This is a genomic window from Metabacillus mesotrionivorans, from assembly GCF_052171315.1.
Taxonomy (GTDB): Bacteria; Bacillota; Bacilli; order Bacillales; family Bacillaceae; genus Bacillus_P.
Genome location: NZ_JBQMFF010000001.1, coordinates 484574 through 497724, shown reverse-complemented (window position 1 = coordinate 497724; position 13151 = coordinate 484574). Strand labels below are relative to the sequence as shown.

Here is a 13151-nt window from a genome sequence, read left to right as displayed (position 1 = left end):
ATGCTGTTTATATTGCCCAGCTTTTCACATTTTTTTGATTCACTCATAGCCAGCAGAGGTGTATTTTTTGATGCAATGCTCGTCACTCTTCAACTGACGGTTGTGTCTATCTTAATTGGAATTATCATCGGCCTCTTTTTCGCATTGCTGAAAATATCCAAACTGAAGGTGCTCGGCTGGATTTCAGATGCTTATATCTACCTTGTACGAGGTACACCATTGATTGTTCAGATTTTCATCCTGTACTTCGGTTTCAGCGGATTGTTTCTCATCCCTGACTTCTGGGCTGCATCACTTGCTCTCGCCTTCCACAATGGTGCTTATATTGCCGAAATTTTCAGAGGCACCATCCAGTCCATAGACAAAGGTCAAATGGAAGCAGGCCGTTCTCTCGGAATGACCAGAGGTCTGACAATGAGGCGGATCATCATGCCGCAGGCGTTCAGACGCGCCCTGCCTCCGCTTGGAAACCAGATGATTATCGGCTTAAAGGATTCTTCTCTGGCAGCCTTTATTTCCATCAATGAATTATTTAACGTGGCGACCACTCTCGGTTCAAACAACTTTGATGAGATGACATTCCTGCTCATTGTTGCCGTTTACTACTTAATACTAGTTGCAATCCTGACACTCGTTGTAAATGGACTTGAAAAGAAAATGTCCATCAGTGACCGCTAAAGGAGGGAATCTTTTTGGAATCAAAAGAAATGATCAAAGTAGAAAAGCTGAATAAATCATTCGGCGACCTGCATGTCTTAAAAGATATTGATATGAAAGTCAATGAGAGCGATGTTGTATGTTTGATCGGATCAAGCGGATCCGGAAAAAGCACCCTTCTCAGGTGCCTCAACTTTCTTGAGAAAAAAGATAACGGAAAAATCATCATAAACGGTGAAGAAGTCACACAGGCAACTCATGATATCAACGAAGTCCGGCAAAAAGTCGGCATGGTGTTTCAGCATTTCCAGCTGTTCCCTCATAAAACAGTGATTGAAAACATTATGGAAGCACCGCTGATGGTAAAGAAAATGAAAAAGAACCAGGCTGAAGCTGAAGCACGGGCTCTCCTTGAAAAAGTAGGGCTTTCCGACAAAGCAGATGTCTACCCGAACAAATTGTCAGGCGGGCAAAAGCAGCGGGTTGCCATTGCCCGGGCACTTGCGATGAAGCCTGAAATCATGCTGTTTGACGAACCTACATCCGCTCTTGATCCGGAACTTGTCGGAGAAGTTCTCGCCACCATGAAAGAACTTGCTGAAGAAGGAATGACAATGGTTGTCGTCACGCATGAGATGCAGTTTGCAAGAGAGGTTGCTGACTGGATTGTGTATATGAACGAAGGAAGAGTTGTTGAGATCGGACACCCGGAAGAATTCTTTTCTAATCCAAAAGAAGAACGGACAAAAGAGTTTCTAAAGACCACTCAGCTCAGCTGAGTAAAAGCCGCAGAACATGGATTCTGCGGTTTTTTTCATGGATCCTTCTTCCACTATAATTTTTCTTGCCAAAACGGCCAATATTAGATATGATGAAAACGAATTCAAGAGGTCTGACGACTAACAACTAATAACTCCACCTGAGAGGGGACACTATATGAAAGAAAGAATACTGTTTTTCATGACAGGCTTACTGGCTCTTACGCTCGGTGTAGCCCTGATTATCAAATCAGGTCTTGGCGCATCCTCGTGGGACGCACTTGCAGTAGGAGAATCCAATCTTTTTGGACTCACTGTCGGTACCTGTATCTTTATAAATGGAATCGTTTTAATTTTTATTAACTCATTTTTGATGAAGAAAAAACCTGAACTGCTCGCAGCAGGAAGCATTCTCTTAATTGGAGCTTTGATTGATTTCTGGCTTCTAGTCGTTTTAAAACATTATTCCCCTGCCGATTTGTTCTTTCAGGCATCTGCTCTAATTGCCGGAATACTCACCATGGGCATCGGAGTAGCTGTTTATCTGCAGGCAAAATTCCCTGCCAGTCCGATGGATACACTGATGGTTGCCATTCATACCCGTTTCGGTTTAAATTTAAGAAATTCAAGGATCATCAGTGAAACCTTTGCGCTGCTTCTCGCTTTTGCTTTTCAGGGAGCAATCGGCATCGGCACATTTGTCGTGACATTGACACTTGGTTTTGTTGTTCAATATTTCCATCCTAAATTTGAAGGGTTATTGCTGCGAATGAGCAGCAGCCGATTATCCTTTAAATAGCAAAAATTTATTGTTGCTTTGTTCCTATAAATCTATTATAGTTGAATACGTCAGAGGTCAGACATCTGATCATACTGACTCTCTTTTTTGAAGAGGATGAAAGCGTATACAGTGTCTTTCAAAAATTGTTTTATAATCCCATCACAGAGGTGAATGAAATGAAATACCTGATTGCCCTTCTTGGACTTGCCATCGTACTTGGTCTCGCCTGGGTTGCCAGCAGCGACCGCAAGAAAATCAAGTTTAAACCTGTTGCACTGATGATTGTTATACAAATTGCTCTAACGTTCCTATTACTCAACACAAAATTTGGTCTCGTGTTAATTACTGCAATTGCCGACGGATTCGGCAAGCTGCTTGAATATGCAAACGAAGGAATCATGTTTGTTTTTGGCGGACTCGCGAATGATGGACAATCTCCATTTTTCCTGAACGTTCTTCTCCCAATCGTCTTTATCTCTGCTTTAATCGGGATCTTCCAGTACTTTAAGATTCTGCCTTTTGTCATGAAGGGCATCGGTTATGTACTAAGCAAAGTTAACGGCATGGGTAAACTCGAGTCTTACAACGCTGTCGCATCTGCCATCGTTGGTCAATCAGAAGTTTTCATCACCGTTAAAAAACAGCTTGGACAGTTGTCTTCACAGCGTCTGTACACACTTTGCGCATCTGCAATGTCGACTGTATCCATGTCGATTGTTGGAGCATACATGACGATGATCGAGCCGAAGTATGTTGTAACGGCAATCGTCATCAACCTGTTCGGCGGATTTATCATTGCTTCAATCATTAATCCTTACACTGTTTCAGATGAAGAAGATATTCTTGTCATTCAGGAAGAAGAAAAGCAGTCATTCTTTGAAATGCTTGGCGAATACATCATGGACGGTTTCAAAGTAGCCGTTATTGTCGGCGCTATGCTAATTGGTTTCGTTGCCCTGATTGCAGCGGTCAACAACATTTTTGATATGATCTTCGGCATTACATTCCAGGGTATTCTTGGATACATCTTTGCCCCATTCGCCTTTATCATGGGTGTTCCTATGAACGAAGCAGTAGCTGCGGGCGGAATTATGGCAACTAAGCTTGTGACAAACGAATTTGTAGCGATGATGGACCTGGCAAATGTTGCAGATACGTTCAGTGAGCGTACGCTTGGCATCATCTCCGTTTTCCTTGTCTCCTTTGCCAATTTCTCATCCATCGGAATCATTGCCGGTGCGGTGAAGGGTCTGCATGAAAAACAAGGAAACGTAGTTGCACGTTTCGGTTTGAAACTGCTTTACGGTGCTACACTTGTGAGTATCCTGTCAGCGATTATTGTAAGTATCGTACTATAATGGAAAAAAAAGATCCCGTGATTTAGCGGGATCTTTTTTTTTTTGCTTACTTCAGCTTTTTCCCATCAAACATAAACCGGTAAACCGGCAATTCTTCACCAATTTCTGACGGAATATAGCCGAATGTTACATAGCTGTCAATCGACTCGGGCTCAAGGGAGAGAGACAGAAGATTATTTTGCGGCTGAGCAGACAGGAAGATAAACGAGCCTTTCGGGAAAACGACCTCTTTTTTTGTGAGCTCTGTCTCCACTTCAACCAGCTGCTTTCCTTCATACTGTTCTGTCTCTTCTTTGCTTGTTATCTGATAGGCTTCAACAGGGAGTTTCATTTGTTTCGGAAGCTTGAATCCTTTTACTCCCTGATCCATCAGCCTGGCCGCAGCATCACCCTGATCAGGCTGCAGTACATATGCGGTCGGACGATCGCGTGTTAATGTCGGAACAGCTTCTGTTGCACTGAAATAATTAACAGGCACATCCTGAACAGTTCCGCTCTCAATATCAATCATTTCAAGAGTCTGTCCTTCTATCTCCAATGCTTCACTGTTCACATAAACAGGATCATTGTCATTTGGAAGCAGGCCTTTTTTAACTAGCTTTGCGCGTTCAGCTGCAACCGTTACTTTTACTTTACGGGCATTTTCTGCTGTCTGTCTTAAAATGCTTTCATGTGTGGCGATTTGAGCTGCGACCCGGCGTCCAAAGTCCTCCCTGCCAATTTCAATGCCCCTGCTTTCCACAAGGAACGAAAAGGCAGGCTGCAGTCCGAAGGAGTTTCTTCCGATGCGCGGCTCTGTCCCGCCTTCTAAAATATCAATTTCGCCGTTTGTCACAGCGGTTGTATAATAGCGGTCAGCCGAAAATCCCTGATCTTCAAGTGCAGTAAACGCAGGTTCAACATAAAGGCTGTCTGACATCGTTCTGATTTTTTCAGGAATGTTTAAATTTCTGCCTGAGAGCAGAAGGATATCATGATACTTCAGGAGACCGTCTTCCCCAAACCGGTCAAACGAACGGGTGTACGGCGAATATTCATGGGCATCAATGACAACTTCAGGCGTGTACCTATTGTATTCGCGGTGAATAGCCTGCACTTCCGGTGACTCCAGCTTGACATGATCACGGTTGCCGTCAAGGCCATTTTGAAGCTGCCGCTTAAAGTTGTAGGATCCATCCGGATTTACACGTGGAACAATAATAATATTGATATCATCCAGCAGCTCTTTCCCAAGCTCGCCTGTCAGACGATTTGCGATGGCGAGAATGGATTCACCGCTTGCAGGCTCATTTCCGTGAATCTGGCTCTGAATCCAGACCGTCGGCTTACGAGATGCGTAGCTCGGTTTTATGCTCCCGTCCTTTGTAAAGTAAAGTGCAGGAATTGCCATGCCGTTTTGCGATTTGCCGATCTCTTTTACTGATACGTAAGGAGATTTTGATTTGAGTTCTTCTATGTAAGCAAGCATTTCCTCCTGGGTGGTAAAGGCTTCTTCACCTTTTGTAAAAGCCGGTGTTTCATCTGTTGAAGCAACATCGGGAAAAAGCGGCCTTACTTGTTCGGGCTGCGTATACGTTTTTCCATAGTATGGTGTTTCGGCGCTGACTGCAGGGGCAAGAAGGAAGCTCGCTGTCAGCAAAACAGGAATCGCCTTTTTCTTCAAATTTTCCCAACTCCTCTTGTCATTTGCTTACAATCATAGAGGAAAAAGATAATATTATCAAAAAATTCACACTAGTTTCATATTCCTATCTCTTCCTATAGTGTGTTCAATCTGAATCAAAACAGGAACATGGACAGGTTCTGATTCTCCTTATAATAGTAAATAAATACTCGCAGTTTATGGCAGTCTGCCTGATAAGACCGTCTTTTGGCTCAATTTTTCAAAAACCTCTCATTATAAAAAAGAGCCTAAACAAAGCCCTATGCTTCATTTAAGCTCTTTCTTCATTTAGCGGATGCTGTCTCTTTCTTCTCGATGTTCAGTCTTGTTTTCCCCATAAAAAGGACGGTGATCAGGGCAGCTCCAAGCGGAATAAGCGCAAACAGGAACATGGCTGTAATAGAATCTGACATCGCATTTATTACCGGTTTAAGCACCCGGGCAGGAATCTGCTCCCGTACTTCCGGCTGAAAAATCCCCTGAGGATTGATCATATCAAACCCGCTGCCGGCAGATCCGGCGTTTTCAAGCTCTCTTGTGAAGATTTTTGTCTGTATAGCTCCGAATATTGTCACACCGATTGTCATGCCAAGCGATCTGAAAAAGGCATTTGTTGCGTTCGCTGAACCTCTGAACCGAGGATCCAGGTTATGAATGGACGCATTTGGAAGGAGCGAAAAGGAAAATCCGACCCCAAATCCCGATAGAATCATAAACAGCGTCAGCAGCAGCCTTCCCGTATCCGGCGTCATCGTGCTGAGCAGCCCCATTCCGGCAATAAAGGAAGTGATGGAAACGAACATGATGCTGCGGTAGCTTGTTTTTGTCATAAACGCACCTGCAAGTCCGCTGCCGACAACCGACCCTAGCATAAGCGGCATGAGGATGTAACCTGCACTTGTAGCTGATCCCCCGTATACAGCCTGAACAAAAATCGGAATAAAAATCGTAAGTATGATAAACGAAGCCCCGTACAAAAAGGCAAGAATCTGAGAACTTGCAAACAGTCTGCTTTTAAACATCCAAAAAGAAATGATTGGATCTTTTGCTTTTGTTTCGGCAACTAAAAATAAAATCAGAAATAAGACAAAAGAGCCGAACAATGAAAAGGACTGCCAAGAAGTCCAGGAGAACTCTTTTCCTCCAAGCTCCAGTGCAAACATAAGGCTGACAACGCCGGCTACAAGCGTGAGTGCTCCGGCCCAGTCAATTTTCTGGCTTTCAAGCTGTGCTTTTTCATGATAAAACTTACCGACCAGAATCACGGATAAAAGACCGATTGGAATATTCACATAAAAAACCCAGTGCCAGCTGATGTATTCTGTCAAATATGCTCCGATGAGCGGGCCGAAAACAGATGCAGATCCGAACACAGCACCTAAAAGCCCTGTCATTTTCCCGCGTTTTTCCGGCGGGAAAATATCAAAAACAATGGTAAATGCAATGGGCAAAAGCGCACCGCCGCCAACTCCCTGAACAGCCCTGAAGATGCTGAGCTGAGTTATGTTCTGGGCAACCCCGCAAAGGGCAGAACCTGCAAGAAAAATGATGAGTCCAATGATGAAAAACCGTTTTCGCCCGTACATATCAGAAAGCTTGCCAAAAATCGGCATACCCGCAAGCACCGTCACCATATAGGCAGATGTTACCCACACGAACTGATCAAGCCCTCCGAGATCACTGACAATCGATCCAAGGGCAGTTGCAACAATCGTGTTATCAATCGCAGCCATAAAAATACCGAGGAGGAGACCTGCGACAACCAGTCGGGTATGTTGTTGAGATGCGTCCATTTCCTTCACTTCCTTAATAGTTAAGTTGATGAAGCTTCATTTACTATTATAGTCAAATTTGAATAAGATACCAGCATAAACTGCAAATAAGCGGGCCAGTTACAGACCCGCAGCGGCTTTGGATTTTTTTCGTATTTCTTTATATTTCTCAAAATCAAAGCTTTTCAGAAACTGCTGTGCCGAAGAATACCCTGACTGATACAAGTACTCGATTTCCTCTCTATTCAAGTCAAAGTCGGTTGCTGTTATTCCTCCTGTGGGAATTTGCACCGTGCGTCCTTTTGTATCTTCAGTTAAATGCCTCAGATCGTGAGCCTGCAGCATCGTTTTAAAGATATTTTTAAAAAGATGGACCGGTGTCGGTATAACAGCCCCCGCCTTGATTTCTTCTTTAATAAAACGGAATCCGAAGGTTGGAAAGCGCGGTTCTTCTTTCGAATCAAACAGCCAGATCGGAAAATTGCTCAGCAGTCCGCCATCTAATATATAGGAAGTGAACTGGGAAGATGATTTCCATTTTACCGGCCTGAAGAAAAAGGGAATGGATGCGCTCATCATAACCGCTTTAGAGATTTTCAAGTCTGAGCGTTTCATCTTGTATTTGGGCAGATCATCAGGCAGGATAAGAATTTCTCCATTGGATACGTCTGATGCAATAATTTTCAGCTTATCTTCAGGCAAGTCTGCAAATGTATTGATCCCTTTTGCCGAAAGGAGACCGTCTATCCATTCTTCCAGATAGCTGTTTTTGTAAAAACCGAGATGAATCATGAGCTGAAGCAGTCCGCCGATGATTGGGATATAATTCAAAAAGGTTCTCCCTCTGAATTTCTTAAAATCAAGCTCTGTGAGATGCTCTTTGATCTCATAGCTTTTATAGCCGGCTGCCAAAAGGGCGGCAATGACAGCACCCGCAGACGTACCTGCAAGGCGTTCCCATTCAATTTTTTCTTCCTCCATTGCCTGAATAGCACCAGTAAACGCAATACCCCGGACTCCCCCGCCCTCAAATACTCCGTCAGCCTTCATCTGTGCTTCACCTCCGGAATGTTCTTCTATCTTTATTCTTGTTTTTTGTCACTAATCCTTTTTGTTTAGCATATTAATCCAAAAGAAAGAGGCTGGGACAAAACAGATCTTAACCGGGTTCAATTAAAATACCGGAAACATGCTGCCACACCTATGAATGACGCCACAAATGAGCATTCGTCTCCGTAAAAAGTGGCGCCACTACACCGAATGACGCCACAAATGAGCATTCGTCTCTGTAAAAGTGGCGCCACTATGGAAAATGACTCCTACAAATGAAAATCTATTATAGTCCTTTAACATAAAAACCGAACTAGCAGCTATGCCCTAGTCCGGTTTATTCATGGCTGAAATAGTTACGCCCCAGCCTCTTCCCCTTACTTTCCTAACAAGCCTTCTTTACTTAAATACTGCTCAGCAACTTCTGCAGCCGGTTTTCCTTCAACGTTTACCCGATAATTCATTTCTCTCATTTCGTCATCCGTTATTTTTCCTGACAATTGATTCAGTGCTTCCTCAAGCTCAGGATGCTCATCGAGCGTTTCCGTTCTCAGCAGCGGTGCTCCCTGATAGGGAGGAAACAGGTTTTTGTCGTCTTCAAGGACTAAAAGATTATATTGTTTCAGCTCACTGTCTGTCGAATAAGCGTCAATTAAATTGATTTCGCCTGTCTGAATGGCTTCATATCTGAGCTTAGGCTCCATTGTTTTCAAGTTCGCAAAGGTGGTGCCGTAAACTTTCTGGATGCCTTTGTAGCCATCCTCCCGGTCCGAAAACTCAAGAGTGAATCCTGCTTTTATATTCCCTGCAGCCGGTTTAAGGTCTGACATTTTTTCAAGTCCGTATTGCTCTGCAACTTCTTTGGGAACAGCAAGTGTATACGTGTTGTTGAATGACATCGGCTCAAGATACGCCATATCAAATTTCTCAAGCATTCCCGTTTTTGCCTGCTCATACACTTCATTCCGGTCTGTGCTGACGGCCTCTTCTTTCAAAAAGGTCGTAATCGCTGTTCCTGTAAATTCAGGGTAAATATCAATATCCCCTGACTTAAGAGCGTTAAAAACGAATGACGTTTTTCCAAGACCGGGCTTTAATTCAACCTCAAGATCCGTCTCCTGCTCTATCAGCAGCTTGTACATATTGATCAGAATTTCCGGTTCAGAGCCAAGCTTTCCGGCAATGACAATGTCTTTCTTGCCGGTGCCGAACGCAAGCGGCACCGCCACCGCCAGTAGTACGATTAATCCTGCAATGCCGATCACTTTCATTGATCGTCTCGCTGCTGCTTTTTCAACGCCCCGCAGAACGGCATCAAACAAAATAGCAAGCAGGGCAGCAGGAATCGCTCCAAGCAGAATCAGCATGTTGTCGTTTCTGTCGATGCCAAGCAAAATGAGCTTCCCGAGTCCTCCTGCACCAATAAGGGCCGCAAGTGTAGTGGTTCCAACAATCAGCACCATCGCCGTGCGGATACCAGCCATGATGACCGGCATGGCAAGCGGGAGCTCCACTTTAAACAGCCGTTTCATGCTGTTCATCCCCATGGCGCGGGCTGCTTCAATTAAGGAGGAATCCACTTCTTTAATGCCGGTGTACGTATTTCGCAATATCGGAAGCAGGGCATAGATGACCAGTGCAATAATGGCAGGCACTACTCCAATGCCCACGAGAGGAATAAGCAGTCCGAGAAGGGCAAGTGACGGAATCGTCTGCAGGACGGCAGAAACACCAATCACACCTTCTGCGGCTCCTGATTTTCTGGTCAGATAAATGCCGAGCGGAATGGAAATGGCGACCGCGAGCAGCAAAGCAATAAATGAGATCTGGATATGCTCAAGCAAAGCAGCTAAAAGCTCGCTTTGCCGTTCTTTAAATACGTCAATAAATGCCGTCATACTCTCCCTCTTTCTTCCGCATGGCCGGCTAAAAACTGTACCGCGGACTCTCTCGTTATGGTCCCGATAATCTGCCCGTTCCGCTCAACAGGAATCAAGTCTTCTGTCCCCAGTCTCTGGAGGGCTTCCTTTCGGTCAGCCGTAAAAGATATCGGCTTTTTGAGTGGATCTGTTTCCTGCAGAGGCCTGATCCACTGCTCAATTGAACCTTCGAGAATGGCTGCCTGTCCTCTGTTCCCGATAAATTCTTTGACAAAATCATTGGCAGGACGTCTTATGATTGCTTCCGGGCTGTCTATTTGCACGGCTTCCCCGTCTTTCATCACACAAATCCGGTCCCCGAGAGCAAGGGCCTCCTGCATATCATGAGTGACAAACACAATTGTTTTATGAATTCGCTTTTGCAGGTCGATAATATCCTGCTGCAGTTTCTCCCTGCTGATCGGATCAAGTGCACTGAATGGCTCATCCATCAGAATAATGTCCGGGTCTGCAGCCAGCGCTCTGATGACCCCGATTCTCTGCTGCTGACCGCCGGACAGCTCATTCGGTTTTCTTGTTCTGTATGTATCCGGATCAAGCCCCACCATATCCAGAAGTTCATCTGTGCGTTTTCGTATTTTCTCTGCTTTCCATCCCCTCAGTTCAGGAACAACCGCAATGTTTTCTTCAATCGTCATATGAGGAAAAAGCGCAATTTGCTGGAGAACATACCCTATATTCCACCGCAGTTCGTGAATGTCATAATCATGTACATTTTTGCCGTCTATGCTGACAGTGCCGTCTGTTGCATCAATCAGCCTGTTGATCATTTTCATCGTGGTTGTCTTGCCGCAGCCGGATGGCCCGATAAAAACAAAAAATTCACCTTTTTCAATGGTTAAGTCAAGGGCATTTACTGCCTTCGTACCGTCTTTGTATACCTTTGTCACATTCTCAAACCGGATCATCTGCTCACCTGTTTTCTATAGTGTTATCATAGCGCCACCAAATGTATTACCCTTTCCCGGCAAAAGATAAGCTTCTTTTTTTCTGAAGAAAGGAATCTGCACCCAATTAGTGGAATTAGTAGTATCATACTAAAAAAGAGAGGATAAAATCCAATGGTCCAAATCCAGAAAGATTCCATCACAGGCTACAAAGACGGCACTGTTTCCTATTCCCTGTTCAAAAAAGCCTCTCAAGGAAAAACACTTGCTATTATGTTTCCAGGCTACGGGTATACAGCGCAGGGCCCGCTGTTTCACTATTCAACAGGAATTTTCCTGAACCGCGGTGAGGATGTGCTGCATCTTAACTACTCCTATCAGTCACCTTTTTATGAATCGTTTTCAGATAAAGAGCTTGAAGATGCGTTAAAAAGAGATGTCCGGCATGTCGTCGATACCGTATTAAGCGCGCACTCCTATGAACATTTTTACTTGATAGGAAAATCACTCGGCACAATTGCACTTGCTGCTGAACTTGGGAGAACGGCATTTCTCGATGCGAAAATAGTCTGGCTCACGCCTTTGCTGAAAAGGGATGATGTCTTTGAGGGCATGTACACAAGCAAAAAGAGAGGGTTATGCATCATCGGCGATTCAGACCCTTGCTATGATCAGGAGCGCTTTGAGAAGCTTTCTGAAAATCCATTTCTTGAGCGTGTCCTCATAAACGGGGCTGACCACAGTCTGGAAGATTCAGAGGATGCGGTAGGTTCAGTGGATGTGCTGAAGGATGTTATGATGAAAATAAAGAGGTTTTGAATACTTCTAAATTGAAAAGACCGGTGCAGCTAAGCTCACCGGTCTTTCACATGCTATGGCTTTATTCAAAAAGCTGGTCGATTGCTTTTTGAGGGAGAGCTGTCTCTCCTCCGAGGATGTAGTTAATAAATGTTTGTTCCTTGTAATTCTGAACTGTCTGGTAAGTAGATGAGTTGAACTTTGCAGGATTTACAAGAACAACAGGACTTAAGTATTTAGCAGCAAGAGCAGAACCTGCAAGGGCATCCGGATAGTTTGCACCTGTTGCAAAATACATCATAGAAACATCAATTTCGTCAATAAATGTATCAATAATTTTGCTGTTCGTTGCATAACGGTCTGCACCGCTGATGCGTTTTTTGCCAGGCAATGCTTTTACAGAAGCGTCTGTAATTGCGCCGGTTCCGCCGATAATATATGTCCGGTCAACTTCCCAATTCTTAATAAACGTTGAGACAGCTCCAGGCACTGAATCTTTTCTTGTCAGAAGAATCGGCATCTCCATATTTGCCGCAATTGGTGCGATTGAGAGAGCGTCAGCAAAGTTTAAACCTGTTGCAAGTGTGACCGGACCGTACGTGCCGATTTTCTCTGCAATTTTAGCAGAGGTTGCATAGCGGTCAGAACCGCTGATTCTTGAAACTCTCAGTCCCATGCCTTTTAATTCTTTTTCAACATCAGCAGAAACGGCACCTGTTCCTCCGACAATGATGACTTTTGTGACATCAAGACGGGTTAACTCTTTTTTAACAACTCCCGGAAGTGCTCCAGGTCTTGTCAGCAATAAAGGAGCATTTTCACTATAGGCTAGCGGAGTAGCACTTAAAGCATCCGGAAAACTTGTACCGGTTGCAAGAACGGCAGTATCTGTTTCGCCTTCAAACCAGTCTTCCTTCGAAATATTTACAGCGGTTTCGTAGCGGTCTTCACCAGAAATTCTTTGATATTTCTCCATCACGCTATGGGCTAGAAAATATTCTTCACTTGCGGAATTCGAATTAGTCACTTCTAAGTAGTAAGTTCCAGGAGTTATTTGCATCTCAATGTCCTGGGAACCTCCCTCTCCATCTTCACCATAAAACTTGCTTTTAGCTGTTTCTTCTCCATCAGCAGAGAGTAATCGGATATTTAATGTACTGCTTCCAGTTTCAGTAAATCCCAAAAGACTGTAATGTGCTTCACTTTTTACAGTGAACTTATAATAATCAATATCCTTACCGCCTGCTTTACCTTGGATCCAATAATCAGCTTCTATCGGATTTGCTTCTGTTAAAAGATTGTTAGGCTCTTCCTCATAATAGGTTCCTTCTTCTTCATCAAATCCGAGTGCCTTTATTTGGTCTGCTTGAATCTGAGCAGCAGACCATTTCTCTGTCGTTTTTTCTGCTGCAAATCCCTGTACGCCAGGCAAGGCAAGCATTAGCCCGCAGGCGAGCAATAATTCCTTTTTCATAGTATCCCCCTAT

At 44.2% G+C, this 13151-nt stretch carries 11 protein-coding genes; 5 read left to right on the top strand and 6 right to left on the bottom strand.

Going from position 1 to position 13151, the window contains the following annotated elements; translation table 11 throughout:
• Positions 1-12 precede the first annotated feature (12 nt).
• The 4 genes from ACTSEZ_RS02460 (at position 13) to ACTSEZ_RS02445 (ending at position 3554) form a co-directional block, all read left to right on the top strand.
• The gene (locus ACTSEZ_RS02460) at positions 13-678 is read left to right on the top strand and encodes an amino acid ABC transporter permease (RefSeq protein ID WP_369732599.1); all 666 of its coding nucleotides are present in this window, start codon (positions 13-15) and stop codon (positions 676-678) included.
• Positions 679-707: 29 nt separating this feature from the next.
• A complete protein-coding gene (locus tag ACTSEZ_RS02455) occupies positions 708-1436 on the top strand; it encodes an amino acid ABC transporter ATP-binding protein (protein WP_369733068.1) in 729 nt (242 codons plus the stop codon).
• Positions 1437-1593: 157 nt separating this feature from the next.
• Positions 1594-2214: a YczE/YyaS/YitT family protein gene (locus ACTSEZ_RS02450; protein WP_369732597.1), complete on the top strand. Its 621-nt coding sequence runs from the start codon at positions 1594-1596 to the stop codon at positions 2212-2214.
• A gap of 158 nt (positions 2215-2372) precedes the next feature.
• A complete protein-coding gene (locus ACTSEZ_RS02445; protein ID WP_369732596.1) occupies positions 2373-3554 on the top strand; it encodes a NupC/NupG family nucleoside CNT transporter in 1182 nt (393 codons plus the stop codon).
• Between the two features lie 46 nt (positions 3555-3600).
• Here ACTSEZ_RS02445 and ACTSEZ_RS02440 read toward each other — a convergent pair whose 3' ends face one another.
• The 5 genes from ACTSEZ_RS02440 to ACTSEZ_RS02420 form a co-directional block, all read right to left on the bottom strand.
• Positions 3601-5217 carry a M14 family metallopeptidase gene (locus ACTSEZ_RS02440; RefSeq protein WP_369732594.1) on the bottom strand — a complete coding sequence of 539 codons (1617 nt, stop codon included), beginning with the start codon at positions 5215-5217 and terminating at the stop codon, positions 3601-3603.
• Between the two features lie 284 nt (positions 5218-5501).
• The gene (locus ACTSEZ_RS02435; RefSeq protein ID WP_369732593.1) at positions 5502-7010 is read right to left on the bottom strand and encodes an MDR family MFS transporter; all 1509 of its coding nucleotides are present in this window, start codon (positions 7008-7010) and stop codon (positions 5502-5504) included.
• Positions 7011-7109: 99 nt separating this feature from the next.
• Positions 7110-8039, bottom strand: coding sequence for a patatin-like phospholipase family protein (locus tag ACTSEZ_RS02430; protein WP_369732592.1), 930 nt, complete (start codon positions 8037-8039; stop codon positions 7110-7112).
• A gap of 377 nt (positions 8040-8416) precedes the next feature.
• Entirely contained in the window at positions 8417-9937 is a 1521-nt protein-coding gene (gene opuFB, locus ACTSEZ_RS02425) for an osmoprotectant update ABC transporter permease/substrate-binding subunit OpuFB (protein WP_369732591.1), read from the bottom strand.
• Positions 9934-10887, bottom strand: a complete 954-nt coding sequence (locus ACTSEZ_RS02420; protein ID WP_369732589.1) for an ABC transporter ATP-binding protein — start codon at positions 10885-10887, stop codon at positions 9934-9936. Before ACTSEZ_RS02420 ends, opuFB begins: the two co-directional genes overlap by 4 nt.
• A 153-nt stretch (positions 10888-11040) precedes the next feature.
• On the opposite strand from ACTSEZ_RS02420, the gene ACTSEZ_RS02415 reads away from it, so the two are divergent.
• On the top strand, positions 11041-11685 hold the full coding sequence (locus ACTSEZ_RS02415) for an alpha/beta hydrolase (RefSeq protein WP_369732588.1): 645 nt from the start codon (positions 11041-11043) through the stop codon (positions 11683-11685).
• A 61-nt stretch (positions 11686-11746) separates the two neighbouring features.
• On the opposite strand, the gene ACTSEZ_RS02410 is transcribed toward ACTSEZ_RS02415, so the two are convergent.
• Entirely contained in the window at positions 11747-13138 is a 1392-nt protein-coding gene (locus ACTSEZ_RS02410) for a cell wall-binding repeat-containing protein (RefSeq protein ID WP_369732586.1), read from the bottom strand.
• Between the last annotated feature and the right edge of the window lie 13 nt (positions 13139-13151).

Bases quoted from the DNA above. Each gene is read 5' to 3' on its own strand.
- ACTSEZ_RS02455 (WP_369733068.1), top strand. From the start codon at position 708: ATGATCAAAGTAGAAAAGCTGAATAAATCATTCGGCGACCTGCATGTC.
- ACTSEZ_RS02450 (WP_369732597.1), top strand. From the start codon at position 1,594: ATGAAAGAAAGAATACTGTTTTTCATGACAGGCTTACTGGCTCTTACG.
- ACTSEZ_RS02445 (WP_369732596.1), top strand. From the start codon at position 2,373: ATGAAATACCTGATTGCCCTTCTTGGACTTGCCATCGTACTTGGTCTC.
- ACTSEZ_RS02435 (WP_369732593.1), bottom strand. From the start codon at position 7,010: ATGGACGCATCTCAACAACATACCCGACTGGTTGTCGCAGGTCTCCTC.
- ACTSEZ_RS02430 (WP_369732592.1), bottom strand. From the start codon at position 8,039: ATGAAGGCTGACGGAGTATTTGAGGGCGGGGGAGTCCGGGGTATTGCG.
- opuFB (WP_369732591.1), bottom strand. From the start codon at position 9,937: ATGACGGCATTTATTGACGTATTTAAAGAACGGCAAAGCGAGCTTTTA.
- ACTSEZ_RS02420 (WP_369732589.1), bottom strand. From the start codon at position 10,887: ATGATCCGGTTTGAGAATGTGACAAAGGTATACAAAGACGGTACGAAG.
- ACTSEZ_RS02415 (WP_369732588.1), top strand. From the start codon at position 11,041: ATGGTCCAAATCCAGAAAGATTCCATCACAGGCTACAAAGACGGCACT.
- ACTSEZ_RS02410 (WP_369732586.1), bottom strand. From the start codon at position 13,138: ATGAAAAAGGAATTATTGCTCGCCTGCGGGCTAATGCTTGCCTTGCCT.